A 21,308-nucleotide genomic window follows, 5' to 3' on the forward strand; every position below is an offset into this window, starting at 1 on the left:
CGTACGAGGAGGAAAAGGAAAAGATGGATTTAAAACAATATGTGACAGTTGTACCTGACTACCCAAAGGAAGGTGTACAATTTAAAGATATTACAACGTTAATGGATAAAGGCGAAGTGTACCGTTATGCAACGGATCAAATCGTTGAATACGCGAAGGAAAGAGACATTGATCTCATTGTTGGACCTGAAGCGCGTGGATTCATTATTGGCTGCCCTGTAGCATACGCACTTGGTGTAGGTTTTGCCCCAGTTCGTAAAGAAGGAAAGCTTCCTCGTGAAGTTATCAAAGTCGATTACGGTTTGGAATACGGTAAAGATGTATTAACGATTCATAAAGATGCAATTCGTCCTGGTCAGCGTGTACTGATCACAGATGATTTGCTTGCGACAGGTGGAACGATTGAAGCATCCATCAAGCTGGTTGAGGAATTAGGCGGCGTTGTGGCAGGGATTGCATTTTTAATTGAGCTGACGTATCTTGATGGCAGAAAGAAGCTTGACGGTTACGACATCTTGACGTTAATGCAATACTAATGGAGTTTTACGCAAAAAGCACTCAGTAAGAAGGGTGCTTTTTTCCTATCAAAAATCTTTTAGCGGACTTCTTCTCTTTACATCTATCGAATTTTTCTTGATAATAAACTACAATACAGTTTTCATTTAAAAAGGTGATTCCATGGCGAACGAACAAGTTTTAACGGCGCAGCAGGTCATTGATAAGGCAAGAGAATACCTGTCCGCTGAACATATTCAATTTATAGAGCGTGCATACGAATATGCTGAAAATGCTCACAAGGAGCAATACCGGAAATCCGGTGAGCCCTATATTATCCATCCTATTCAAGTGGCGGGAATTCTTGTTGATCTTGAAATGGACCCTTCGACCATTGCTGGTGGCTTCTTGCATGATGTTGTCGAAGACACGGATGTGACATTAGAAGATTTAAAAGAGCATTTTAACGAAGAAGTAGCCATGCTTGTTGATGGTGTGACAAAGCTCGGAAAGATTAAATATAAATCACAAGAAGAACAACAGGCTGAAAACCATCGTAAAATGTTTGTTGCAATGGCGCAGGATATTCGCGTCATCTTAATTAAGCTGGCAGACCGTCTTCACAATATGAGAACACTCAAACATCTTCCGCAGGAAAAGCAGCGAAGAATTTCAAATGAAACCCTTGAGATCTTTGCACCGCTTGCGCACAGATTAGGGATTTCAAAGATTAAGTGGGAGCTTGAAGATACAGCCCTCCGCTATTTAAATCCGCAGCAATACTACCGGATTGTGAATCTCATGAAGCGTAAACGAGCAGAACGTGAGGAATACTTGGACGAGGTTGTTAATGAAGTAAAAGACCGCGTGTCTGAGGTGAACATTAAGGCTGAATTCTCCGGCAGACCGAAACATATTTATAGTATTTATCGCAAAATGGTCATGCAAAATAAGCAATTTAATGAAATATATGATTTGCTGGCTGTACGTATTTTGGTTGACAGCATTAAAGACTGCTATGCGGTACTTGGTATTATTCATACATGCTGGAAGCCGATGCCAGGCAGATTTAAGGATTATATTGCGATGCCAAAGCCGAACATGTATCAGTCTCTTCATACAACGGTGATTGGTCCAAAAGGGGACCCGCTTGAAGTTCAGATTCGTACAGTGGAAATGCACGAAATTGCTGAATACGGAATTGCCGCACACTGGGCGTATAAAGAAGGCAAAGAATCAGCAGAATCGACGGAAGAAGCCGTTTTCCAGAAGAAGCTGTCTTGGTTTAGAGAAATCCTTGAATTCCAAAATGAATCCACAGATGCGGAAGAATTTATGGAATCGTTAAAAATTGATCTTTTCTCTGATATGGTGTTTGTATTTACACCAAAAGGTGACGTCATCGAGCTACCGTCTGGTTCCGTACCAATTGATTTCTCATACCGGATTCATTCGGAAATTGGGAATAAAACAATCGGAGCCAAGGTCAACGGTAAAATGGTCACACTTGATCATAAGCTAAAAACAGGTGACATTATTGAAATTCTGACATCTAAGCATAGCTATGGACCAAGCCAGGATTGGGTCAAACTTGCCCAAACCTCCCAAGCGAAGCACAAGATCAGACAGTTTTTCAAGAAACAGCGCCGTGAAGAAAATGTCGAAAAAGGCCGAGAACTTGTGGAGAAAGAAATCAAAAACCTTGAGTTCGATGTCAAAGACATTTTGACCGCTGAAAATCTGCAAAAAGTGGCTGATAAATTTAATTTCTCAAATGAAGAGGACATGTATGCAGCTGTCGGTTATAACGGAATTACGGCACTCCAAGTGGCGAATCGTTTAACGGAAAAAGAAAGAAAACAAAGAGATCAGGAAGAACAAGAGAAAACCGTTCAAGAAGTGTCTGTAGAGTCAAAACCATATCACGGGAAAAAACGGGAAGCTGGCGTGCGAGTGAAAGGCATTGATAACTTGCTTGTCCGTTTATCTAAGTGTTGTAATCCTGTTCCTGGTGATAGCATTGTTGGCTTTATTACAAAAGGCCGTGGCGTATCTGTTCACCGTGATGACTGTCCGAACGTGAAGACAGGAGAAGCGCAGGAACGGTTAATCCCGGTTGAGTGGGAGCATGAACAGCCTGCTCGAAACCGTAAAGAATACAATGTGGAAATTGAGATATTAGGATATGACAGACGCGGCTTACTTAATGAGGTGCTTCAAGCAGTCAACGAAACCAAAACGAACATCTCGTCGGTTTCTGGTAAGTCTGATCGTAACAAAGTGGCGACGATCCATATGGCGATCTTTATCCAAAATATTAACCATTTGCACAAAGTGGTAGAACGCATCAAACAAATCAAAGACATTTACTCTGTTCGCCGATTCATGAATTAGAAAGGAAGTATATCGTCTATGAGGCTTGTTGTTCAGCGTGTGACGAGTGCATCTGTGAAAGTAGAAGAAGAGATCACAGGTGCCATCAATGAAGGCTATATGGTGCTCGTTGGGGTTACACATGAAGACACAGAAGAAGATGTGCATTACTTAGCTGAAAAGCTCGCACACTTGCGTATTTTTGAAGATGAAAACGGGAAAATGAATCTTTCGTTATTGGATGTAAAAGGAAGCGTGCTGTCTGTATCTCAATTTACCCTTTATGGTGATACGAGAAAAGGCAGACGGCCGAACTTTATGAAAGCTGCCAAACCGGATGTGGCGAATTCACTTTACGAATGCTTCAATGAAACGCTTAGAGAAAAAGGCATCCATGTTGAAACTGGACGTTTTGGGGCGATGATGGACGTCTCATTGACCAATTCGGGGCCTGTTACCATGTTGATGGACAGCAAAGAATAGAAAGACATTAGACTGTAGATAAACTCTTGCTGAGAGTTTGTTTAGAGTCTTTTTCTTTTGCGATCAAACAAAAAAGAGGCGCAGCGGCCTCTTTTTTCTATCGGAAATATTGTTTTAATCCTTCTGTCATTCCTTCTGTCACTCGTTCTTGGTAAGAGGCGCTATAAATGATCGCTTCTTCTTGAGGATTGCTTAAATAGCCGAGTTCATATAAAAGGGAAGGGCGCTTGTTTTCTCTTAAAACAAAATAATCTCCAAATTTGACTCCTTTATCAGGGATCTGTGATCGTTTTGCGACTTCCGTATGAACGCTTGTCGCCAGGCGTTGATCTTTGGATGCCTGATAATAATATGCGGTGCTCCCTCTGATACTTGGGTCCATAAAGCTATCATAATGAAGACTAATAAATGCATCTGCATTTCGGTAATGTGAAGTGGCAACCCTCGATTGAAGGCTGATGAATGTATCATCACTTCGTGTTAAATAGACATTTGCTCCAGAAGCTCTTAACTTACCCGCCAGCAAATGAGCGGTTTTGATCGTGATATTCTTTTCAAATGCACCGTCTGCGCCGATCGTGCCGCTGTCTTTTCCGCCATGGCCAGGATCAAGAACAATTGTTTTGCCTTTTAAAGATCCAGTGCCAGACGATGAATCCTGCTGAGGTCTTGGTGCTTCGCTGCTATTTTTCTTTGTTTGAACGACCCAGCTCGCCACGTAGCCTGTTCCGCCGTTTGATAATGTCACCTCGTACCAGTCACCTTGTGTACGAACAATTTGATAAGCAGCTCCTTTTGTTGCTCTTTCTGCAATTCCAGCAGAGGTAGAAGCGCTTTTTCTAATATTCGTTCCATCATAAACGATGTACGCTTTCTGATGAGATGACGAAGAGGAAGAATTCTTTTCAGGTGCTGCACTTGTTCCTTGGTTTGAGACAATATAATAACTTGCAACCCAGCCTTTAACGCCTTTTGCTTCGATTTCATACCAGCCATTTTGCTCCCGTAAAATGGTGACTTGAGTGTTGCGGGAAAGTGAAGCGGCCACTTGTGCGTTTGGTGCCGCCGATTTTCGAACATTCAAGCTTGATACGCCAACTGTGCCGGACTGTTTAGAACGAGCGGGCTCAGCTGAACTGGATGAAGAAGCGTTTTGTCCGCCAGAAATATAATCAGAGTGGACCCAGCCTTCCGCTTGTTTGTACGATATTTTTGTCCATTCGCCGCTTGTGTCCAGCTTTTTAGCGGAAGCGCCCTGCGGAAAAGTGCCAATGACTTGATAGGAAGTCCCTGGGCCTGTCCGAATGCGAAGGTCGGAGGCTGTTGACGTAATCGAACTGCTTCCTTGCGTACTTTGACCTTGCGTCTTTTGCTTAGCAGGCTTTTGTGCATCAGATGACTTAGTAATCAGCCATGAGACGACCCAGCCTTTTTGTCCGTTCGATAGCCCGATCTGTACCCATTCTCCTTGTTCAGTGAGAATCGGGTAGCTTTCTCCTCGTTTCACAACTGCTGCGATCCCGTAGCTTAAACCAGGTCCGGTTCGCACATTGATTTCATCTGTTGCAACGACAGCTTGATCTGTTTGAGCCGTCGCATGTGTCATTGGCCAAGTGCTGGCAATGAGGACAAAACAGGTGAGCAGCAACATCATGTGATGGTGTGTTTTCAGATTCAAAACGGTGTTTTCCCCTCCCTTGTAAAACCGATGAATGTTAATTCGTTATGTAATGGATGAATTCCTTGCGGTTTCCCTAATAAAAATGAATCAATCTGTTTATACTAGATAAAAATGTGATAAAAGGATGTACAAACATGAGATTAAGCAGAAAATTAGGACGAGTGCAATATAATGGACATCGTGATATCGATCGCTGGCAGCACGACGAAATGGATCAACCAGGCTTCCTTGAAGAAACGGCATCTGAATACGGATGCACGTCAAAAGAAGAGCTGGAAAAGAAAAAGAGACACGGCAAGGGTTGACAGAGTGGCAGCACCGACCTTATTATAATATAAATCAACACACTTGAAAATTTAAAATGTGGAACTGATGATAGAGAATAGTAGGGTAAATTGCGTGAGCAGAGAGGAATCGCCTTAGGCTGAAAGCGAATCCGCATGGCATTTATCACGAAAGAACACTCTGTAGGTTTCCTGCTGAACACTCAAAAAATGAGTCATTAGGCGGAGAACGTGAATCTGCGTTAAGGATTTGAGCGGGAACATGGCTAGATCATGTTCCAACTAGGGTGGCACCACGGGTATAACTCTCGTCCCTACTATACACATAGTAGAGGCGGGGGTTTTTTATATGTCCACATAAAAAATGAATGATGGTCGTAGGAGGACGAAAAATGAGTTTTAATATTCCAAGAGGCACACAGGATATTTTACCGGGAGAATCAGAACGCTGGCAGTATGTTGAACAAATTGCGAGAGATACATGTGCAGCCTTTCAATACAAAGAGATTCGCACACCGATTTTTGAGCATACGGAACTGTTTGCACGAGGAGTAGGCGAGTCAACAGATATCGTTCAAAAAGAGATGTACACATTTGAAGACAAAAAAGGACGTAGCATCACACTTCGCCCAGAAGGAACAGCTTCAACTGTCCGTTCTTATGTTGAAAATAAACTGTTTGCACAGCCTGCACAGCCTACAAAGCTGTACTACATTGGACCAATGTTCCGCTATGAGCGTCCGCAAACGGGAAGATATCGTCAATTTTATCAATTCGGAATTGAAGCGATCGGTTCAAAAGATCCTGCCATTGATGCAGAGGTCATTTCATTAGCGATGAGTGTGTATGAGAAAGCGGGTCTTTCCAACTTAAAACTCGTCATTAACAGCCTTGGTGACAAAGAAAGCCGTGCAGATTACCGTCAAGCACTTGTCGAGCACTTTGAACCAAGAATTGATGAATTCTGTCATGACTGCCAAATTCGTTTACATCAAAATCCATTACGTATTCTTGATTGTAAAAAGGACCGCGATCACGAACTGATGGCAACGGCACCATCCATTCAAGATTACTTAAATGAAGAATCACGGACTTATTTTGAAAAAGTAAAACAGTACTTAACCGATCTAGGCATTGAATATGTCGTCGATCCGAACTTAGTGCGCGGTCTTGATTATTACAATCACACTGCCTTTGAGATTATGAGTAATGCAGAAGGCTTTGGCGCGATCACAACATTAGCCGGCGGCGGCCGTTATGATGGACTCGTTGAAGGAATTGGCGGTCCTGAATCACCAGGTATCGGCTTTGCGATGAGTATTGAACGTTTCCTATCAGCGATTGATGCAGAGAAGATTGAGCTTCCTGTTCAAGACGGCATTGATTTATATATTGCGGCATTAGGAGATCAAGCAAAAGATTATGCTGTTGGCTTATTGAATCGCCTAAGAAAAGAAGGCATTTCAAGTGAAATGGACTATACAGGGAAAAAGCTAAAAGCACAATTTAAAGCGGCAGACCGCTTGAAAGCCAAGTTTATTGCAGTTCTTGGTGAAGATGAGCTCGCGCAGCAAATTGTAAACGTAAAAGATACGACAACGGGTGAACAAATTGAAGTGAAGCTTGATGAGCTGATTCAAATGATGAAAGCCCACCAGAAAGCGTAAAGAAGGAGTGGAATGTTTGTGTTTGGTAGAACTTTTTATTGTGGAGAAGTAACAGAAGACCAAATCGGTCAAACCGTTGTATTAAAAGGATGGGTACAAAAACGTCGTGACCTTGGCGGATTAATCTTTATTGACCTGCGTGATCGTACAGGCATTGTGCAAGTTGTCTTTCATCCAGACCAATCAAAAGAGGCTCTTGAGACAGCAGAATCGATTCGGAATGAATATGTCCTTGATATTAAAGGGACAGTGGTCGCAAGAGAAGAAGCCACGATCAACCCAAATTTAAAAACAGGCAAAATTGAAATTCAAGTCGACACAGTCACTGTTTTAAATGAAGCCAAGACGCCTCCATTTGTGATTTCTGATCAAGCAGATGAGGTATCAGAAGATGTGCGCTTAAAATACCGCTACCTAGATCTTCGCCGTCCTGCGATGTTTGAAACGATGAAAATGCGACATGAAGTCACAAAAGCATTCCGCCATTTCTTAGATGATCACGGCTTTCTAGACATTGAAACGCCAATTTTAACAAAAAGTACGCCAGAAGGTGCGCGTGACTATCTTGTGCCAAGCCGTGTACACGAAGGAGAATTCTATGCGCTGCCGCAGTCTCCGCAATTATTTAAACAATTGCTCATGGTGTCTGGGATGGACCGCTACTATCAAATCGCTCGCTGCTTTAGAGATGAAGACTTGCGTGCTGACCGTCAGCCGGAATTTACACAAGTCGATATTGAAATGTCCTTTATGAGCCAAGAAGACATCATGACGCTTGCTGAAGAGATGATGGCAAAGGTGATGAAAGATGTCAAAGGTGTTGACCTGACATTGCCATTACCTCGTATGACGTACGATGAAGCGATGAATTCCTATGGTTCTGACAAGCCAGATACCCGATTTGACATGAAGCTTGTCAACATTTCAGACACGGTAAAAGACTCAGATTTCAAAGTCTTCAGCGGTGCTGTAAACAATGGTGGAGCTGTCAAAGCCATTAATGTCAAAGGGGCTGCAGCAAACTATTCAAGAAAAGACATCGATGCACTTGGTGCATTTGCAGCGAACTATGGTGCAAAAGGTCTTGCTTGGCTAAAAGCTGAAGGGACAGAGTTAAAAGGACCAATCGCTAAATTCTTTGATGAGTCAAAACAAGCAGAATTAAAAGAACAGCTTCAAGTTGAAGAAGGCGACCTTTTACTCTTTGTTGCAGATAAGACGTCTGTTGTCCATGATGCGCTTGGCGCACTTCGTTTAAAACTTGGCAAAGAGCTTAAACTCATCGATGAGTCTGTCTTCAATTTCTTATGGGTTGTCGATTGGCCGCTGCTTGAAAAAGATGAAGAAGAAGGTCGCTTCTATGCTGCCCACCATCCTTTCACAATGCCAGTTCGGGATGATCTTGAATTAATCGAAACAAGTCCAGAAGATATGAAAGCTCAAGCGTATGATCTTGTGCTGAACGGCTATGAGCTTGGCGGAGGTTCTATTCGTATTTTTGAAAAGGACATTCAAGAGAAAATGTTTGGTTTACTTGGCTTTACTAAAGAAGAAGCGTACGATCAGTTCGGCTTCCTTCTTGATGCATTTGAGCATGGTGTGCCTCCGCACGGCGGAATTGCGCTTGGACTTGACCGCTTAGTGATGCTGCTTGCCGGCCGATCTAACCTAAGAGATACCATTGCGTTTCCGAAAACGGCAAGTGCAAGCTGTGTTCTCACAGATGCTCCTGGCACTGTAAGCGCAGCGCAGCTAGATGAACTGAGTTTGGCGATTAAAACAAAAGTAAAACAGTAAAATAGGCGCATGTTTATAGGCATGTAAACGCTTGTAAAAGGGACATGCCTATGATATGCTTTCATCAACCAATAAATAAAGTCCTGATACGTACGGTGGTTACCTAGTTTTGACCGAACATTTTTTTCTACGGGAGCTTGCCTTTCCTTTCTGCATAAATGCCTCTTCTGAGGACTTATAAAGTGAGGAAGAAAGCACCCACCTGCATGGTGCGGGGTTCAAAACGAAGGAAAAGCTGGCGGCGTGATCGGGACTTTTTTGTGTTTTTTTTCTATTTGAGAAGGATGACGGAGAACGCTGAATATGATATGATTCTTTCGATTCATTTTAAATAAAGGTGGAGTGAGGCACTTGTTACATCAGTTTTCAAGAAACGAGCTTGCCATTGGCAAGGAAGGCTTAAATATATTAAAAAACAGTACAGTTGCAGTGCTTGGAGTAGGCGGCGTAGGTTCTTTTGCAGTAGAAGCCCTTGCTCGTTCAGGTGTTGGCCGTATTGTTCTTGTTGATAAAGATGATATTGATATTACAAATGTAAATAGGCAGCTGCCAGCTTTGCTATCAACGGTTGGTCAGCCTAAAGTTGACTTAATGCAGGCAAGAATTGCTGACATTAACCCAGAATGTGAAGTTGTTGCGCTCAAAATGTTCTATACAGAAGAAACGTATGAACAATTCTTTGAGTATCCGCTCGATTATGTCATTGATGCATCAGATACAATTCATTATAAAATTCATTTAATGAAAGAGTGCCTGAAACGCGATGTGAACATTATTTCGAGTATGGGTGCTGCAAACAAAACAGATCCGACGCGTTTTAAAATTGATGACATCTCGAAAACACATACAGACCCAATTGCGAAAGTCGTCAGAACACGCCTGCGGAAGGAAGGCATTCGTAAGGGAATTGAAGTTATTTTCTCTGATGAAAGTCCGATTGTCATTCGTGAAGATGTGAGAAAAGAAGTTGGAAATGATGAAGCGAAAATTCGTAAGGCACAAATGCCGCCATCATCCAATGCGTTTGTTCCATCTGTGGCTGGCCTGATCATGGGTGGTCATGTCATTATGAAGCTTTTAAAAGATATTCCGATTACACGTGTGAAAGATAAATAAACAGCCCGCCTGCATAGAGCAGGGGGCCTTTTTTATTTTTGCCGTCTTAAATTTTCATACACTTGCTTTAGTGCACCTTCAAATTTTCCAGTTTGCTTTGGTTCATAATATTGTTTGTTTTTCAGCGGGTCAGGTAAATATTGCTGCTTCACCCAGCCATTTTCATAATCGTGCGGATATAAGTAATCGGCGCCCCTTCCAAGTGCAGCTGCCCCTTTATAATGGGCATCTTTTAAATGAACGGGAACTTCACCCATTTTCCCCGTGCGAATATCATGCAGTGCCGCATCAATCGCTTGGTAAGCGGAGTTTGACTTTGGAGAAAGACACAGTTCAATCACGGCATTAGCGAGTGGAATTCGTGCTTCTGGGAAACCAACTCTCTCAGCTGTTTGAACAGCGCTTAACACACGTGGCCCTGCCTGCGGGCTGGCTAAGCCAATATCTTCATAAGCCATCACAAGCAATCGTCTCGAAATGCTTTCAAGGTCTCCCGCTTCAATGAGTCTTGCAAGGTAATGAAGCGCAGCATCTGCGTCAGACCCTCTAATGGATTTTTGAAAAGCCGAGAGGACATCATAATGGGCATCACCGTTTTTATCATGCGAGAAGCTCTTTTTTTGTAAACATTCTTCTGCTGCAGCTAGAGTGATCGTGATCTGTCCAGATTCATCCGCTTTTGTCGATAAGACGGCTAGTTCAAGCGCATTTAAAGCGGAACGTACATCTCCTCCGCATCCATTTGCAAAATGATTCATTGCCTCCTCATCAACTTTGACCGAATAACCGCCAAGCCCGCGATGTTCATCCTGTAAAGCTCGAGATAATGCAGCTTTGATTTGCTCTGTTTCCAGCGGCTTCAGCTCAAATATTTGTGTCCGGCTACGGATGGCTGGGTTGATCGCATGATACGGATTAGCTGTTGTCGCGCCAATTAAAATAATCATGCCATTTTCTAAATACGGAAGAAGGAAATCCTGCTTCCCTTTATCGAGTCTGTGGACTTCGTCTAAAATCAAGATGACTTGACCACTCATTTTCGCTTCAGCGGCGACAGCTTCCATATCTTTTTTGTTATGAATCACCGCATTCAATGTACGGAAGGCAATGCTTGTACTGCCAGCGATTGCAGTTGCAATGGATGTTTTGCCGATTCCCGGCGGCCCGTATAAAATCATCGAGGACAAATGTTTCGCCTCGACCATTCGTCTAATAATTTGACCTTCTCCAACGAGATGCTCCTGCCCAATAATGTCTCCAATATGACTTGGGCGCATCCGATACGCTAAAGGTTTCATGATTATCTCTCCTAAAGCAATGTCTTGTTTGTATAGAGTACCGAAATTTCTTCAAATAGAAAAGGGATGCGTCCTCGTTTTGAGCTCAGAACCCGCAAATGAAAGTTGGCTAAAAGTATGATATAATTGCTTTTGGTCTATATAAGCGTATATGAAATCAGAAAAATAATTGATGACATAGAAATAGAAAACGCAGAGGTGTTTAACTTGAAAATTTCTACTAAAGGCAGATATGGTCTGACGATCATGATCGAATTAGCCAAAAAACATGGCGAAGGCCCTACATCATTAAAATCAATCGCTCAAAACAATGATTTGTCTGAGCATTATTTAGAGCAGCTTGTATCACCACTTCGCAATGCTCGTCTTGTGAAAAGTATCCGCGGAGCGTATGGCGGCTATGTGCTTGCCCATGAGCCAAACGAGATTACAGCCGGTGATATTATTCGAGTATTAGAAGGACCTATTAGTCCTGTTGAAGTGATCGAAAACGAAGAGCCAGCAAAGCGTGCACTTTGGATTCGTATTCGTGATGCAGTAAAAGACGTACTAGACAATACAACTCTTGAAGACTTGGCAAGCTATAAAGATGACGAGGATCAAGAGGCGTATATGTTCTATATTTAGATCAGAGGTGTACCGGAAATGGAACGTATCTATTTAGATCATGCAGCCACAACGCCGATGGATCAGCGAATTGTGGACAAGATGATGCCCTACTTTACAGAGATATTTGGCAATCCCTCTAGTATTCATTCATATGGGCGCGAGGCAAGAAAGTGGCTCGATGAAGCAAGGGAAGTCATTGCAGGAGAATTACACTGTAAGCAGCAGGAGATCATCCTCACAAGCGGGGGAACAGAGGCAGACAACTTGGCCATTACAGGTGTTGCAATGGCAAGGCAGCATGAAGGAAAACATATCATCACAACAAAAACTGAGCATCATGCAGTGCTGCATACATGCGAACGCTTAGAGAAGCTTGGTTTTGATGTGACGTATTTAGATGTGAATCACACTGGATTGATTCATCTTGATCAATTAAAACAAGCACTAAGAGACGATACAATTCTTGTGACCATCATGTATGGCAATAATGAAACGGGTGTGATTCAGCCAATCAAAGAAATTGGTCAACTTTTACACGAACACACTGCTTATTTTCATACAGACGCAGTACAGGCATTTGGGACAATATCAATTGATGTCACAGAACTTCATATCGACCTCTTATCTGCGTCCGGTCATAAACTAAATGGCCCGATGGGAACAGGCTTTTTATACGTCAATGAGCGTGTAAAACTTTCTCCGCAGCTATTCGGAGGAGAACAAGAAAGAAAACGCCGTGCTGGTACTGAAAATGTGGCGGGAATCATTGGACTTGCAGAAGCAGTTCAATTAACAAAGCAAAATAGAAGAGAAAAAGCAGTGCATTATGGTAAGCTCAAAGAAGCAATGCTGCAAGTATTCGAAGAGGAATCACTCAATTTCTCTATCAATGGACATCCGAAAGAGACATTGCCGCATATTTTAAATGTCCACTTCCCGGGCGTTTCTATTGAATCGTTACTTGTGAACTTAGATATGGAAGGGATTGCTGTTTCGAGCGGGTCAGCATGTACGGCTGGATCTGTCCTTCCTTCGCACGTATTAAGCGCCATGTATGGTGAAGAAGCAAAAGAGCTGACATCCTCAGTCAGAATTAGCTTCGGTCTTGGAAATGAAGAGGAACATGTGAAGCAGGCGGCGCATAAGATAGCGGCTGTCGTGAAACGCCTAGCCAAATAAATGCTCCCTTTTGTTCGTGTGTGAAAAATGAAACAGCTAGGCACCTGAAGAACGAAACGCGCACGTTGTTTCATTGAAATTGGAGTTGATGAAGATGACAAAAAGACCTGAAGACACAAGAGTTGTGGTCGGTATGTCCGGAGGCGTCGATTCATCAGTTGCTGCGCTCATGTTAAAGGAGCAAGGCTATGATGTAATCGGCATATTTATGAAAAACTGGGATGACACAGATGAAAATGGTGTATGTACAGCAACGGAGGACTATGAGGATGTCATTCGTGTTTGTAACCAGATTGGAATCCCATATTATGCAGTGAATTTCGAGAAACAGTATTGGGACAAAGTGTTTCAATATTTTCTTGATGAATATAAAGCAGGCAGAACGCCGAATCCAGATGTCATGTGTAATAAAGAAATTAAGTTCAAAGCATTTCTTGAGCATGCATTGTCGCTTGGAGCGGATTATTTGGCAACAGGCCACTATGCCCGTGTCGACAGAACCGGCGATGAAGTGAAAATGCTAAGAGGTCTTGATACAAACAAAGACCAAACTTATTTCTTGAATCAGCTGACTCAAGAACAACTTGATAAAGTGTTGTTCCCAATTGGCGATTTAGAGAAAAAAAGAGTGCGTGAATTAGCGAAAGAAGCAGAGCTCGCAACAGCAACGAAAAAAGATTCTACGGGCATCTGCTTTATTGGGGAAAGAAACTTTAAAACGTTCCTTAGCCAATATTTGCCTGCACAGCCCGGTGTGATGCAGACAATGGACGGAGAAGTAAAAGGTGAACATGATGGACTGATGTATTACACGATCGGTCAACGCCAAGGACTTGGCATTGGCGGAAGCGGTGATCCGTGGTTCGTTGTTGGGAAGGACTTAGAGAAAAATATCTTATTTGTTGAACAAGGCTTCCACAATCCGCTTTTATACTCTGAAAGTATTTCAGCTGTTAACATCAGCTGGACTCGTCCTCATATTGTCGGTGAAAACGGTGAACTCACATGCACAGCGAAATTCCGATACCGTCAAGAAGACCATCATGTAAAAGTCAAAATGACAGGTGAGCAGGAAGCAATGGTGATCTTTGATGAACCCGTCCGTGCTGTCACTCCAGGACAAGCTGTTGTTTTTTATGATGGCGAAGAATGTCTTGGCGGCGGGACCATTGACGATGTCTTTAAAGATGGCCAAAAGCTGTCGTATGTGTAACATGTGTTAAAAACCTCAACGTCGCTGTTGAGGTTTTTTAATGAAAGGATGAAGAGAGCGAATGAATCATAACGAAATCGGTATTGAAGCTTTAAATCAAGGGAACATCGAACAGGCAGCTGAAGCTTTTACGAAAGCCATTGAAGAAAGCCCAAAGGACCCGGTTCCATATATTAACTTTGCGAATTTACTTTCAAGTGTTCATGAATTTGAACGTGCTTTGAACTTCTTTCAAAAAGCCATTGAACTTGATCATACAGCAGCTGCAGCCTATTACGGAGCAGGAAATGTCTACACGATGAAAGAAGACTTTATGAAAGCGAAAGACTATTTTGAGCAAGCACTACAAGCTGGAATGGAAAACAGTGATTTGTTTTATATGTTAGGGCAGACACTGATGAAATTAGAGCAGCCAAAGCTTGCGATGCCTTATCTTCAGCGTGCAGTTGAGCTAAACGAAGAAGATAACGAAGCAAGATTTCAATTTGGCATGTGCTTAGCGAATGAACATCTGCTGGAGGAAGCGGTCGCAGTCTTTACTGAAGTGATTACGCGAGATCCGCAGCATGCAGACGCCTTTTATAATGCAGGTGTTGCGTATGCGTATTTAGAGAAAAAGGACGAAGCGCTTGAAATGCTAGGAAAAGCCATTGACGTGCAGCCTGATCATATGCTTGCATTGCATGCGCAAAAGCTGATTCAAGAGGCAGAATAACTGGAAGGAGGGAAGACCTGTGCAGGAACATCCAGATCAAATGAAGCTTGAAGACGAACCGTTTTTAAAAGGGACGGTTCAAGCTGTTATTTTCCATAACGAAAGTAATTTATACTCGGTGTTAAAAGTAAAAGTCATTGAAACATCAGAGAATTTAGAGGAAAAAACAGCATCTGTCACAGGGTACTTCCCAGCGCTGCATGAGGAGGAAACCTACACCTTCTATGGCAAGGTCACAAGTCATCCGAAGTTTGGTGAGCAGTTTCAAGCCACCCATTTTCAAAAGGAAGTCCCTACAACAAAGCAAGGCATCATTCATTATCTCTCTAGTGACTTGTTTGAAGGGATTGGGAAAAAGACGGCGGAAGAAATCGTCGGCAAGCTTGGCAATCAGACGCTTCATCAAATTATGCGTGATCCGTCTGTGTTGTATAACGTCCCTCGCCTGTCAAAAAAGAAGGCAGATAAGCTGGCTGCCGCACTTCAAGAGCATCAAGGGCTTGAGCAAATCATGATCAGCCTGAATCAATATGGCTTTGGTCCTCAGCTTAGTATGAAGATTTACCAAGCGTACGAGAGTGAAACGTTGCAGAAAATTGAAGAAAACCCTTATCAGCTCGTCAAAGACGTAGAGGGGATTGGATTTATTAAAGCAGATGAACTCGGCGCTAGAACAGGGATATCTGGAAATGATCCAGAACGCATTCGTGCAGCCCTTTTGTATACCGTTGAGACAGCAAGCCTGCAAGACGGTCATACGTACATACAAACGAAAGATCTGATCATCGAAACCCGTAAATTGCTGAATCAAACAGGCAATGACTACAAAGTGACTGAAATGGACGTTGCCAATCAGATCATTGCACTTGGTGAAGGGAAAGACATGATTATTGAAGATGAGCGCTGTTATCATCCGTCGCTCTTTTATGCGGAGCAAAGTGTGGCAAGACGCATTCAAAAAATTGTCGCTCAAACGGAATATGCAGATCAATTTCCTGAATCAGAATTTCTGCTTGCACTCGGTGAACTGGAGGAACGGCTTGGTGTCCAGTATGCACCAACCCAAAAAGAAGCCATTCAAAAGGCACTCATGTCTCCAATGCTGCTTTTAACAGGCGGACCGGGTACAGGGAAAACGACGGTCATTAAAGGGATTGTCGAGCTTTACAGCGATCTTCACGGCGTTTCTCTTGACCCGGGTGATTATAAAAAAGATGAAGCATTTCCGTTCGTGCTTGCCGCACCAACTGGACGTGCTGCGAAACGAATGACAGAATCCACTGGACTTCCTGCTGTGACCATTCACCGGTTGCTAGGCTGGAATGGATCAGAAGGCTTCTCACATGATGAAGACCAGCCGATTGAAGGAAAGCTTGTTATCATTGATGAATCGAGTATGCTGGATATTTGGCTGGCGAACCATTTGTTTAAGGCGATCCCAGATCATATTCAAGTCATTATGGTTGGAGACGAACATCAACTTCCATCTGTCGGGCCTGGTCAAGTGTTAAGAGACCTGCTTGCGTCACAAGCTATACCGGCAGTTACATTAACTGATATTTACCGGCAGGCAGACGGTTCAACAATTGTTGAGCTTGCGCATGATATGAAAAATGGTGTTTTGCCAAAGGATATTACTGCACGCTCGAAGGATCGATCCTTTATTCAATGCTCTAGTGACCAAATGAAAGAAGTCATCGAGAAAGTGGTCAGCAATGCTGCTCAAAAGGGGTATTCAGCAAAGGACATTCAAGTGCTCGCCCCGATGTATAAAGGAAAAGCAGGCATTAATGAACTGAATAAAATGCTTCAGCAAATTTTGAATCCTAAAAAGCCAAAAGGAAGAGAAATTCCTTTTGGTGATGTCGTCTACCGGACAGGTGATAAGGTACTTCAGCTTGTCAATCAGCCCGAGAATAACATTTTTAATGGAGATATTGGCGAAATTGTCTCGATCTTTTATGCGAAAGAAAACACAGAAAAAGAAGATATGGCGGTCATCTCCTTTGATGGAAATGAAATCACGTTTACGAAAAAAGATTTTCATCAATTTACACACGCTTATTGTTGCTCGATTCATAAATCCCAGGGCAGTGAATTCCCAATCGTGGTGCTGCCAGTCGTGAGAAGTTATTATCGAATGCTTCGAAGAAATTTGCTTTACACGGCCATTACACGAAGTAAAAAGTTTTTAATTTTGTGCGGTGAGGAATCAGCATTAGAGTGGGGCGTAAAAAATAATGAAGACTCCCTCAGACAAACGTCTTTAACCATGCGTCTTACTGAAACGGAAGAAATCATGGACGCTGAGCTAGCAGCCCTCCAAAAAGAACTTCCTTTCAGCGTACACGATGCCAATATTGGCATGGAGGGAATCACTCCGTTTGATTTTATGCAAGAGTAAATGGCTTCCTTCATGGAAGCCATTTCTTCGTATGAGTCATAGAGGAAACGCACACGATAAGACTGTTCCGAAAAGGTGGTTGATCACATTTTGAGAACATGTCGAGAGCTTGAAGGACTGACGATCTATACAGACGAGCTGTCTTATTCACTTGGGGCGATCAAAGATATTTGCTTTTTAGCCGGCGGCAGCTGCGGGGGATATGTTTTAGATGGGAAAAAGAAAGACTGTGCTTTCATTCCATTCTCAGCTGGCGACAAACTGACAGACAAAGGTCTATATGTGAGCTGCCAGAAGGGCATCGAGATAGATACCACCGCCCCATCCTTTTTCTTTTCGAAATTAAAAAAGAAAATGATCCGTACGCCAGATGGTGAAACATTAGGTGTTTTGGAAGATGTATACTTTTGCATGAATTCGGGCACAATCGTAGCATATGAACTCTCGGACGGCTTCTTTACAGAGCTATCAGGGATTCGAAAGCAGCTGCATGCTGCCGGAACCTTGATGGATGTTCAAAAGGAAGCACTTGTTCTAAACCGAACGTAAAGAGGTGCTGAATATGCTCATTTGCCCAAATTGCAAATGTAAAGACATCGGAAAAATTGGGGTCAATCAATATTATTGCTGGGGCTGTTTTATTGAATTGACACTGTCAAAAGGCAAAATATCTACTCACCAAGTGGAGGAAGACGGTACACTAAGCAGTTTAGACGACCTGTTTAGTGACGATGAACGTTCAATTCAACTATAAGTGTTAAGGGGGAATTTCGAATGGGCAAAATGACTTCTTCACTATTAACGCTTGGTGCAGGTGCACTCGCATATCACTTTGCAAGTCGATATGATATGCCATCTAAGCGGGATATGAAAAAGATGAGAAAACGAGTTATGCGAATGCTTTAAACAAAAAGGGACATCCACCATGAGCGGATGTCCTTTTTTTATGCCTGCCTGTACTCTAATCTCCGTGCAAGTATAGACAAGCTGAAGTTGACAACAAAGTACATCATGGCCGCCAAGAGGAAAATAGGAAGTAAATAAGATTGGCTTTGACCATTTAAAATCTGCGCGTGATGCAATAACTCTGGAAGGGCAATTACAACGGCGAGCGATGTATCTTTTAAAAGAGAAATAAATTGACTGACAATCGGCGGTACCATTCGGCGTAACGCCTGTGGCATGATAATCATTTTTAATGTTTGAATATAGGTTAAACCAGAGGATCTGGCCGCCTCGATTTGTCCTTTATCAATTGATTTTAATCCGCTGCGAATGATTTCTGACAGCATAGCGGATTCAAACACGGTTAAAGCCGCAATGGCAGAGGCCGTGATGCTCAGCTTAATGCCAATTTCAGGCAGGGCGAAATACGTAAAAAAGATGATCAGCAAAAGCGGTAGGTTCCGAACGGTTTCAACAATGACCGCAAGCACCTTTGATAAAATAGGGATTTGTGCGAACCTCAATGTGCCAACGACTAATCCGATGATAAAGCTTAAAATGATGGAGATAAAAGCCACTTTTAAGGTGACAGCAAATCCTTCAAGTAAAAAGGCGAGATGATCGGGCTGGTAGGCACCTATAAAATCCATTGTGTTTCCTCCTTTCTAGTGGCTTCGGGCTAATCTTTTTTCTAAATAACCAACGCCTAGACTAAGCGGAATGGTCAATAGAAGATAGAACATGGCAACAAAGATGTATACATCAAATGTCACAAACGTTCTCGAAGCGATAAGGTCTCCTTGGTACATCAGATCAAACCCTGCAATGACACCTAAAATAGACGAGTTTTTCACAAGGTTGATAAATTGATTCCCAAGTGGTGGAATGACAATTTTGATTGCCTGCGGCAGAATAATATATCGCATCGTTCCGCCATAGGACAGACCAGAAGCTCTAGCTGCTTCCATTTGTCCAAGCGGTACAGCTTGTATACCTGCACGAATGGCTTCAGCGATAAAAGCAGACGTATAAATGGAGAGGGCAATGGTTCCTGCTGTAAAGCCATCTGCCACAATGCCAAGTACCGGTAAACCAAAAAAGAACACAAAGGTGATCAATAATAACGGAATATTCCGAATAAATTCCACGTAAGCCGTCCCTAACCAGTTGAGCGGCCTTAGTGGCGCAATTCTCATAATGGCAATGAGTGTACCGATGAAAAAGCTTCCAATCAACGCAATGACACTTGCACCAATCGTATATTTAAACCCTTCTAAATAAAGATGGAAGTTCTCAGTTAAAATGGAAAACCGCAGCAATCAGTTCACTTCCTTCCTAATCAACAGAGGAGCCGGCAAGCGGCTCTCCTGAGGGTGTTGAGGTTGATCGAGTCAATTGATTATTCTTTGATCCATTTTTTATGAATCTTGTCATACTCTCCATTGTCTTTTAATGCCTTTAACGCTTTATTAATGGCTTCTGTCAATTCTTCATCGCCTTTTTTCACAGCGATTCCATAAGGCTCATCGGTAAATGTTCCACCAACGACTTCATAATTTGAATCTTCGTCTGCCATGCCAAATAAAATTGCATTATCAGTTGTCAGAACTTGCCCTTGATTTGATTTTAAGGCTGTAAAGGCTTCTTGATAATTTTCAAACTCCAAAACGGATGCTTCTGGTGCTTTTTCGCGAATGTTTTGAGAAGAAGTCGACCCTTTCACTGCAAGCACCTTCGTACCTTTTTTAAGATCATCAATCGATTGAATGTCGCTGCCTTTTTTCACAAGCAGTGATTGTCCTGCTTCAAAGTATACGTCTGAGAAATTGACCTCTTTTTTACGCTCTTCTGTGATTGTCATTGTGGCAACAATGGCATGAATATCGCCTTTTTGCAGTAAAGGAATCCTTGTTTTAGATGTCACTTCTTTAAATTCTGCTTTTCCTTCATCACCGAGCATTTCTTTAGTGATCGCTTTTGCGATATCAATATCAAACCCTTCAATATCCCCGCTACTAGGATTTTTTAGACCGAATAAACGAGTATCGTTTTTCACACCGAAAACGATTTTTTTGTCTTTCTTAATGGCTTCTAATGAGCTACCTTGTTTTGCATCGGTTGAGCCTTTCTCGGCAGAGCCGCAGGCAGCGAGAGCGATCATACAGCAAGTCATCAACAGTAATAGGCCAAAGCGTTTCATTTTTTTCATCAAATTCATTCCCCCTAGTGATTTAAAATACGGCTTAAAAAGAGCTGAGCGCGTTTCTCGCGCGGTTTTTCATAAAAGGCAGCTGGTGTAGATTCTTCAAGAATTCTTCCTTCATCAATAAACACAATACGGTCTGCGACTTCACGGGCAAACCCCATCTCGTGCGTGACAACGACCATTGTCATTCCTTCCCTTGCCAGCTGTTTCATCACATCTAGCACCTCACCGATCATCTCTGGATCAAGAGCTGATGTTGGTTCATCGAAAAGCATGACCTCAGGTTTCATTGCAAGTCCCCTTGCGATTGCCACACGCTGCTGCTGTCCTCCTGAGAGTCTAGAAGGGTAGGTGTCTGCTTTTTCAGGAATGCCAACTTTATTTAAATAAAATTCAGCTGTTTCCTTTGCTTCTTCTTTGCTCACTTTTTTAACCTTCATCGGCGCAAGCATAATGTTTTCAAGCACCGTCTTATGCGGATAAAGATGGAAGTGCTGAAACACCATCCCGATATTTTGCCTGATGAGATTGATGTTGGTTTTCGGATGCTGAACAGACACTTGATTGACAAGGACTTTTCCTTCATCAATGCTTTCAAGACGATTGATACACCTGAGCATCGTGCTTTTTCCAGATCCTGAAGGACCGATGATCACAACAACCTCACCTTTTTGAATATGTAGGTTAATGTCCTTAAGTACATGGAACTGGCCGTAATGCTTGTTGACTTCTTCGAATGTGATCATGAAGAACCTCCTCTTCTAATGATTGAGCTAAAGCGGATTCTAGCATAAATGAGGCGAAAATAAGAAAATAATGGAATATTTTCTAACGAGATTTTTA

General features: G+C 42.6%; 21 protein-coding genes, 1 other RNA gene and 1 other annotated feature. Of the genes, 16 read left to right on the forward strand and 6 right to left on the reverse strand.

From position 1 onward, the window contains the following. Positions 1-23: 23 nt before the first annotated feature. From ES896_RS07420 to dtd, 3 genes are all read left to right on the forward strand, one after another. Positions 24-536: an adenine phosphoribosyltransferase gene (locus ES896_RS07420; protein WP_008342729.1), complete on the forward strand. Its 513-nt coding sequence runs from the start codon at positions 24-26 to the stop codon at positions 534-536. A gap of 142 nt (positions 537-678) precedes the next feature. After that, a complete protein-coding gene (locus ES896_RS07425) occupies positions 679-2,889 on the forward strand; it encodes a RelA/SpoT family protein (RefSeq protein ID WP_008342726.1) in 2,211 nt (736 codons plus the stop codon). Between the two features lie 18 nt (positions 2,890-2,907). After that, positions 2,908-3,351, forward strand: a complete 444-nt coding sequence (dtd, locus tag ES896_RS07430; protein WP_135226655.1) for a D-aminoacyl-tRNA deacylase — start codon at positions 2,908-2,910, stop codon at positions 3,349-3,351. Positions 3,352-3,448: 97 nt separating this feature from the next. Here the strand turns inward: dtd and ES896_RS07435 are convergent, their stop codons facing one another. Next, positions 3,449-5,029, reverse strand: coding sequence for an N-acetylmuramoyl-L-alanine amidase family protein (locus ES896_RS07435; RefSeq protein ID WP_007501478.1), 1,581 nt, complete (start codon positions 5,027-5,029; stop codon positions 3,449-3,451). Positions 5,030-5,166: 137 nt separating this feature from the next. Between ES896_RS07435 and ES896_RS20090 the strand changes: the two genes are divergently transcribed. The 5 genes from ES896_RS20090 to ES896_RS07455 all read left to right on the forward strand — a co-directional run bounded on the left by ES896_RS20090 (position 5,167) and on the right by ES896_RS07455 (position 9,896). Then, entirely contained in the window at positions 5,167-5,337 is a 171-nt protein-coding gene (locus ES896_RS20090) for a YrzK family protein (RefSeq protein WP_003216250.1), read from the forward strand. Positions 5,338-5,395: 58 nt separating this feature from the next. Further along, positions 5,396-5,635, forward strand: a binding site (T-box leader). A gap of 73 nt (positions 5,636-5,708) precedes the next feature. Further along, the gene (gene hisS / locus ES896_RS07440; protein WP_008342721.1) at positions 5,709-6,983 is read left to right on the forward strand and encodes a histidine--tRNA ligase; all 1,275 of its coding nucleotides are present in this window, start codon (positions 5,709-5,711) and stop codon (positions 6,981-6,983) included. A gap of 18 nt (positions 6,984-7,001) precedes the next feature. Next, positions 7,002-8,780: an aspartate--tRNA ligase gene (gene aspS / locus ES896_RS07445; RefSeq protein ID WP_135226656.1), complete on the forward strand. Its 1,779-nt coding sequence runs from the start codon at positions 7,002-7,004 to the stop codon at positions 8,778-8,780. A gap of 77 nt (positions 8,781-8,857) precedes the next feature. After that, positions 8,858-9,038: non-coding RNA, 6S RNA (gene ssrS / locus ES896_RS07450), on the forward strand. A 93-nt stretch (positions 9,039-9,131) separates the two neighbouring features. Further along, positions 9,132-9,896, forward strand: a complete 765-nt coding sequence (locus ES896_RS07455) for a tRNA threonylcarbamoyladenosine dehydratase (protein WP_008342718.1) — start codon at positions 9,132-9,134, stop codon at positions 9,894-9,896. A 32-nt stretch (positions 9,897-9,928) separates the two neighbouring features. On the opposite strand, the gene ES896_RS07460 is transcribed toward ES896_RS07455, so the two are convergent. Continuing rightward, a complete protein-coding gene (locus ES896_RS07460; protein ID WP_017358110.1) occupies positions 9,929-11,194 on the reverse strand; it encodes a replication-associated recombination protein A in 1,266 nt (421 codons plus the stop codon). A 207-nt stretch (positions 11,195-11,401) separates the two neighbouring features. On the opposite strand from ES896_RS07460, the gene cymR reads away from it, so the two are divergent. From cymR to ES896_RS07500, 8 genes are all read left to right on the forward strand, one after another. Then, complete coding sequence (gene cymR, locus ES896_RS07465) at positions 11,402-11,821, forward strand: cysteine metabolism transcriptional regulator CymR (protein WP_008342713.1); 420 nt, start codon at positions 11,402-11,404, stop codon at positions 11,819-11,821. Between the two features lie 18 nt (positions 11,822-11,839). Then, positions 11,840-12,982, forward strand: coding sequence for a cysteine desulfurase family protein (locus ES896_RS07470; protein WP_135226657.1), 1,143 nt, complete (start codon positions 11,840-11,842; stop codon positions 12,980-12,982). Positions 12,983-13,076: 94 nt separating this feature from the next. Further along, positions 13,077-14,195: a tRNA 2-thiouridine(34) synthase MnmA gene (mnmA, locus tag ES896_RS07475; protein WP_008342709.1), complete on the forward strand. Its 1,119-nt coding sequence runs from the start codon at positions 13,077-13,079 to the stop codon at positions 14,193-14,195. 61 nt (positions 14,196-14,256) lie between these two features. After that, positions 14,257-14,910: a tetratricopeptide repeat protein gene (locus ES896_RS07480; RefSeq protein WP_008342707.1), complete on the forward strand. Its 654-nt coding sequence runs from the start codon at positions 14,257-14,259 to the stop codon at positions 14,908-14,910. Positions 14,911-14,929: 19 nt separating this feature from the next. Then, positions 14,930-17,314, forward strand: coding sequence for an SF1B family DNA helicase RecD2 (gene recD2, locus ES896_RS07485; protein ID WP_135226658.1), 2,385 nt, complete (start codon positions 14,930-14,932; stop codon positions 17,312-17,314). Positions 17,315-17,404: 90 nt separating this feature from the next. Then, a complete protein-coding gene (locus tag ES896_RS07490) occupies positions 17,405-17,863 on the forward strand; it encodes a PRC-barrel domain-containing protein (protein ID WP_008342703.1) in 459 nt (152 codons plus the stop codon). Between the two features lie 13 nt (positions 17,864-17,876). After that, entirely contained in the window at positions 17,877-18,068 is a 192-nt protein-coding gene (locus ES896_RS07495) for a hypothetical protein (protein WP_003216308.1), read from the forward strand. Between the two features lie 20 nt (positions 18,069-18,088). Beyond that, positions 18,089-18,220, forward strand: coding sequence for a YrzQ family protein (locus ES896_RS07500; RefSeq protein ID WP_008342695.1), 132 nt, complete (start codon positions 18,089-18,091; stop codon positions 18,218-18,220). A 38-nt stretch (positions 18,221-18,258) separates the two neighbouring features. Here ES896_RS07500 and ES896_RS07505 read toward each other — a convergent pair whose 3' ends face one another. From ES896_RS07505 to ES896_RS07520, 4 genes are all read right to left on the reverse strand, one after another. Further along, positions 18,259-18,909 (reverse strand): amino acid ABC transporter permease, encoded by a 651-nt coding sequence (locus tag ES896_RS07505; RefSeq protein ID WP_008342693.1) that lies wholly within the window; start codon positions 18,907-18,909, stop codon positions 18,259-18,261. Positions 18,910-18,924: 15 nt separating this feature from the next. After that, a complete protein-coding gene (locus ES896_RS07510; RefSeq protein WP_007501460.1) occupies positions 18,925-19,578 on the reverse strand; it encodes an amino acid ABC transporter permease in 654 nt (217 codons plus the stop codon). An 80-nt stretch (positions 19,579-19,658) separates the two neighbouring features. Continuing rightward, on the reverse strand, positions 19,659-20,468 hold the full coding sequence (locus ES896_RS07515; RefSeq protein WP_008342689.1) for a transporter substrate-binding domain-containing protein: 810 nt from the start codon (positions 20,466-20,468) through the stop codon (positions 19,659-19,661). Between the two features lie 14 nt (positions 20,469-20,482). Then, positions 20,483-21,211, reverse strand: a complete 729-nt coding sequence (locus ES896_RS07520) for an amino acid ABC transporter ATP-binding protein (protein WP_007501456.1) — start codon at positions 21,209-21,211, stop codon at positions 20,483-20,485. Positions 21,212-21,308: the final 97 nt, after the last annotated feature.

It is taken from the genome of Bacillus sp. 005/A4HT-01/001 (assembly GCF_004634445.1).
Lineage (GTDB): Bacteria > Bacillota > Bacilli > Bacillales > Bacillaceae > Bacillus > Bacillus altitudinis.

What these genes read in the sequence shown, in the direction of transcription:
- ES896_RS07420 (WP_008342729.1), top strand. Translation starts at nt 24, where the DNA reads ATGGATTTAAAACAATATGTGACAGTTGTACCTGACTACCCAAAGGAA.
- ES896_RS07425 (WP_008342726.1), top strand. Translation starts at nt 679, where the DNA reads ATGGCGAACGAACAAGTTTTAACGGCGCAGCAGGTCATTGATAAGGCA.
- dtd (WP_135226655.1), top strand. Translation starts at nt 2,908, where the DNA reads ATGAGGCTTGTTGTTCAGCGTGTGACGAGTGCATCTGTGAAAGTAGAA.
- ES896_RS20090 (WP_003216250.1), top strand. Translation starts at nt 5,167, where the DNA reads ATGAGATTAAGCAGAAAATTAGGACGAGTGCAATATAATGGACATCGT.
- hisS (WP_008342721.1), top strand. Translation starts at nt 5,709, where the DNA reads ATGAGTTTTAATATTCCAAGAGGCACACAGGATATTTTACCGGGAGAA.
- ES896_RS07460 (WP_017358110.1), bottom strand. Translation starts at nt 11,194, where the DNA reads ATGAAACCTTTAGCGTATCGGATGCGCCCAAGTCATATTGGAGACATT.
- ES896_RS07470 (WP_135226657.1), top strand. Translation starts at nt 11,840, where the DNA reads ATGGAACGTATCTATTTAGATCATGCAGCCACAACGCCGATGGATCAG.
- mnmA (WP_008342709.1), top strand. Translation starts at nt 13,077, where the DNA reads ATGACAAAAAGACCTGAAGACACAAGAGTTGTGGTCGGTATGTCCGGA.
- ES896_RS07480 (WP_008342707.1), top strand. Translation starts at nt 14,257, where the DNA reads ATGAATCATAACGAAATCGGTATTGAAGCTTTAAATCAAGGGAACATC.
- ES896_RS07495 (WP_003216308.1), top strand. Translation starts at nt 17,877, where the DNA reads ATGCTCATTTGCCCAAATTGCAAATGTAAAGACATCGGAAAAATTGGG.
- ES896_RS07500 (WP_008342695.1), top strand. Translation starts at nt 18,089, where the DNA reads ATGGGCAAAATGACTTCTTCACTATTAACGCTTGGTGCAGGTGCACTC.
- ES896_RS07505 (WP_008342693.1), bottom strand. Translation starts at nt 18,909, where the DNA reads ATGGATTTTATAGGTGCCTACCAGCCCGATCATCTCGCCTTTTTACTT.
- ES896_RS07515 (WP_008342689.1), bottom strand. Translation starts at nt 20,468, where the DNA reads ATGAAAAAAATGAAACGCTTTGGCCTATTACTGTTGATGACTTGCTGT.
- ES896_RS07520 (WP_007501456.1), bottom strand. Translation starts at nt 21,211, where the DNA reads ATGATCACATTCGAAGAAGTCAACAAGCATTACGGCCAGTTCCATGTA.